The 3,090-nt window shown below is 66.7% G+C and carries 4 protein-coding genes; 3 read left to right on the top strand and 1 reads right to left on the bottom strand.

Annotation, left to right across the window (positions count from 1 at the left end):
* Positions 1-22 precede the first annotated feature (22 nt).
* The 3 genes from V6M56_RS08350 (at position 23) to xth (ending at position 2,495) form a co-directional block, all read left to right on the top strand.
* Positions 23-112, top strand: a complete 90-nt coding sequence (locus V6M56_RS08350) for a BA14K family protein (protein WP_332682800.1) — start codon at positions 23-25, stop codon at positions 110-112.
* Positions 113-426: 314 nt separating this feature from the next.
* Positions 427-1,638, top strand: a complete 1,212-nt coding sequence (locus V6M56_RS08345) for a BaiN/RdsA family NAD(P)/FAD-dependent oxidoreductase (RefSeq protein ID WP_332682798.1) — start codon at positions 427-429, stop codon at positions 1,636-1,638.
* Between the two features lie 77 nt (positions 1,639-1,715).
* Positions 1,716-2,495, top strand: a complete 780-nt coding sequence (xth, locus tag V6M56_RS08340) for an exodeoxyribonuclease III (RefSeq protein ID WP_332682797.1) — start codon at positions 1,716-1,718, stop codon at positions 2,493-2,495.
* A gap of 223 nt (positions 2,496-2,718) precedes the next feature.
* Here the strand turns inward: xth and V6M56_RS08335 are convergent.
* A partial coding sequence (locus V6M56_RS08335; RefSeq protein ID WP_332682795.1) for a hypothetical protein occupies positions 2,719-3,090 on the bottom strand: 372 nt, incomplete at its 5' end.

Raw genomic sequence — 3,090 nt, 5'->3', positions numbered from 1 at the left:
CGCTTCGCCGGATGCCGACGCGATCGCCTATTGCTCGCGCCGCTTCCGCACCTACGACCCCGAGACCGGCACCTATATCGCCACCGGCGGCGTGGTTCGCGCCTGCCCGTAATCCCGGGCGCCACTTTCGGATCGCATCGAGGCCTCCCCGCAGGGGGAGGTCTTTTTTGCTGGCGGCGGCCGGCGGCCGCTGCGACCCAGATGGCGGCCTGAGCGGTTGCTCGACGGGCGCGGATCATCTACCCGGGCTAAGCGTATCGCCATGCCGTCGAAAGCGCTGCGCAATGCCCGTCCCGGCTGTTCCGGGATCAGAACTGGACCGGCGAGCGGAGAGCGCTTTTCGGCGGAACCGATGTTTGGATAAGGAGGTAGATCGCTGTTTCGCGTCCGGCCGGACGCGTGGCGATCGAGCAGCATTCGATGTCGATCGAGCGTTTCGACACTGTTGTCCTGGGCGCCGGTGCTGCTGGAATGATGTGCGCGATCCATGCCGCATCGCGCGGCGGGCGTGTCCTTGTCGTCGATCATGCCAGGGCGGCCGGCGAGAAGATCCGCATTTCCGGCGGGGGGCGCTGCAACTTCACCAATATCGGCACGAGCGCGCGCAATTTTCTTTCGGCCAACCCGCATTTCGCCAAATCCGCGCTCGGTCGTTACACGCAGCACGATTTCATTGCGTTGGTCGAAAAGCACGGCATCGCCTATCACGAGAAAACGCTCGGGCAGCTCTTCTGCAACGATTCCGCCAAGGATATCGTCGCCATGCTGCTGGACGAGATGGCGCAGGCGGCTTGCGGGTTGCGCCTCGGCACGACGCTGGAAGGCATCGAGCGGAGCGATGACGGCTTTGCGGTCAGGCTTGGCGGCGATAGAGCCGCGGAAATCCTGTGCCGGCACTTCGTCGTGGCGTGCGGCGGCAAATCGATCCCGAAAATGGGCGCTTCCAGCCTTGGCTATCAGATCGCCGGTCAGTTCGGCCTGGCGGTGACGGAAACGCGTCCGGCCCTGGTGCCGCTGACATTCGGCGAGGACGTGCTTGCCGGGTTTCGCGAGCTTGCCGGCACCGCCGCGGATGCACGGGTCGCATGCGGCAGAACCAGCTTCGAAGAGGCGCTGCTGTTCACGCATCGCGGGCTTTCCGGCCCTGCGATCCTGCAGATTTCGTCCTATTGGCGGGAGAAGCAGGCGATCAGGATCGCCCTTCTGCCGACGCATGACGTGTTCGCGTCCTTGCGAGCCGCCAGACAGGACAACGGCCGCCGGAGCATCGCCAACACGCTGGGCGAGATTCTTCCGAAGCGATTGGCGGCTCATCTTGCCGATGCCCATGGCTGGGCGGGGCCGATTGGAGATGCGAGCGACAAGAAGCTCGCCGCGATCGCTTCTGTCATACAGGGCTGGGAGATCATGCCCATCGGATCGGAAGGATACCGGACCGCGGAGGTGACGCTCGGCGGCGTCGATACCTCCGGCCTGAACTCACGGACGATGGAAGCAACGGCCGTCGGCGGGCTCTACTTCATCGGTGAAGTGGTCGACGTGACCGGCTGGCTCGGCGGCTACAACTTCCAATGGGCGTGGTCGTCGGGCTGGGCGGCAGGAACCGCCATCGCCGAACGCAGCCCGCCCCGCAGTTGAGCCTCCACCTTGCTGACTTGCCTTGACGCACGCCTGGGGCCTTATGGTGCGGCGCCTGCAGAATCCGGAGTCAGCCCGTGCGTATCGCCACCTGGAACGTCAACTCGGTCCGCCAGCGGCTGCCGCATCTGCTCGCCTTCCTGAAGGAGGCCGAGCCTGACGCGCTCTGCCTGCAGGAGCTGAAATGCGTCGACGGCGACTTCCCGCGCGCCGAGATCGAGGAAGCCGGCTGGCAGGTGACCAGCCATGGCCAGAAGGCCTTCAATGGCGTCGCCATCCTCTCCCGCAGCCGGCTGGAGGACGTCCGGCGCGGCCTGCCCGGCGACGATGGCGACGAGCAGGCGCGCTATCTCGAAGGCGTCCTGCCGCATGGCGACGGCGTCGTCCGCCTCGCCTCGATCTACCTGCCGAACGGCAATCCGCCCAATACCGAAAAGTACCCCTACAAGCTCGCCTGGATGGAGCGCCTGACGACGCATGCCCGCAATCTGCTGGCCCATGAGGAGCCGCTGGTGCTCGCCGGCGACTACAACGTCATCCCCGAGCCGCGCGATGCGCGCGATCCGGCCGCCTGGATCGGCGATGCGCTCTTCCTGCCGCCGACCCGCACCGCCTTCCGCAAGCTCGTCAATCTCGGCTTCACCGAGGCATTGCGGGCGACGAGCGACGCGCCCGGCCTCTACACCTTCTGGGACTACCAGGCCGGCGCCTGGCAGCGGAACAACGGCATCCGCATCGACCACCTGCTGCTCTCGCCCCAGGCGAGCGACCGGCTCGCCGGCGTCTCGATCGCCAAGCATGTCCGCGGCTGGGAGAAGGCCTCCGACCATGTCCCGGTGCTGATCGAGCTGCACTGACTGGGCACGTCATGCTCGGGCTTGACCCGAGCATCTCAGGCAGAACGGAGCTCCCTCCGCAGGGAGCCTTCTCGTCGCGAGATTCCCGGGTCTGCGCTTCGCTCAGCCCGGGAATGACGGCATCCGAGCCGGAGCCTGCCCGAAGAAGGCTCAGCCATTGATCCCGGATCGACGCGGCTTCGCCGCTTGTCCGGGACGACGGCCTTTTCGAGATGCCTCGGCGCTATTCCGGCGAACCGCGCTTCACGCCGCCCTTGATGAAGACGCGGAACGGCGTCGTGCCGCTGGCGCTGCCATCGGCCGAGCGCCATCTGCCGTTGGCGCAGAGCACGCCGCCCTGGGTCGCGGTCGCGTCGAACTCGATCAGGTTGTGATAGGTCGTGCCGCCCGGCTCGACGGCGCGGAACCTCGTCACGCATTTGCCGGCGCCGACGACCGGATCATAGTCGTGGATCATGATGCCGCCGCCACCCGTGCTCGGGAACGGATCCTCGAGCGGCGCCCAGCTCTCGAAATCTTCCTGCGCCGCCGCGCCATGGGCGGCAAGCGTGGCAAGAGCCGTGGCAAAGGCGGCGATGAGGCTCAACGAGGCGGC

The sequence above is a fragment of the Allobosea sp. genome (assembly GCF_036675845.1).
Taxonomy (GTDB): domain Bacteria; phylum Pseudomonadota; class Alphaproteobacteria; order Rhizobiales; family Beijerinckiaceae; genus Allobosea.
This window is presented reverse-complemented; position numbering and strand designations above follow the sequence as displayed.